The 555-nt window shown below is 65.9% G+C and carries 1 pseudogene; it reads left to right on the top strand.

The window, feature by feature from the left end:
- A pseudogene (locus VSR34_RS38310) lies at window positions 1-555 on the top strand (phenylacetic acid degradation protein); the annotation flags it as partial.

The following is a 555-nucleotide window of genomic DNA, read 5'->3' as shown; positions in this document are numbered from 1 at the left end:
CGCCCGTGCTCGCGATCATCAAGACGACGCTCGAAACGGAGCCGCGCAGCGCGTTCACGCTCGTGTACGGCAATCGCAGCGTCGACGCGATCATGTTCGCCGAAGAGCTGGAGGACCTGAAGAACCGCTTCATGAGCCGCTTTCGTCTCTATCACGTCCTCTCCGACGACCTGCAGGACGTCGAGCTGTTCAACGGCATGCTCGATCAGGCCAAGTGCGCGGCGTTCCTCGAAACGCTGCTGCCGGCCGACGAAATCGACGAGGCCTTCATCTGCGGCCCCGGCCCGATGATGGACGCAGCCGAGGCCGCGTTGAAGGACGCGGGGGTGCCGCAGCAGAATGTTCACGTCGAGCGCTTCGGCTCGCCGCTGCCGCAAGCGGGCGTGCCGCCGGTCGAAATCACGGAGAACACGCCGGCTGCGGACCTGGAAATCGTCATCGACGGCAAGAAGCGCAAGATGCGCCTGCCGTACGAAGGCGTGAGCCTGCTCGACGTCGGCCTGAAGGCGGGCCTCGCGCTGCCGTACGCCTGCAAGGGCGGCGTGTGCTGCACCT

Source organism: Paraburkholderia sp. JHI2823 (assembly GCF_038900695.1).
GTDB lineage: Bacteria > Pseudomonadota > Gammaproteobacteria > Burkholderiales > Burkholderiaceae > Paraburkholderia > Paraburkholderia mimosarum.
This window is presented reverse-complemented; position numbering and strand designations above follow the sequence as displayed.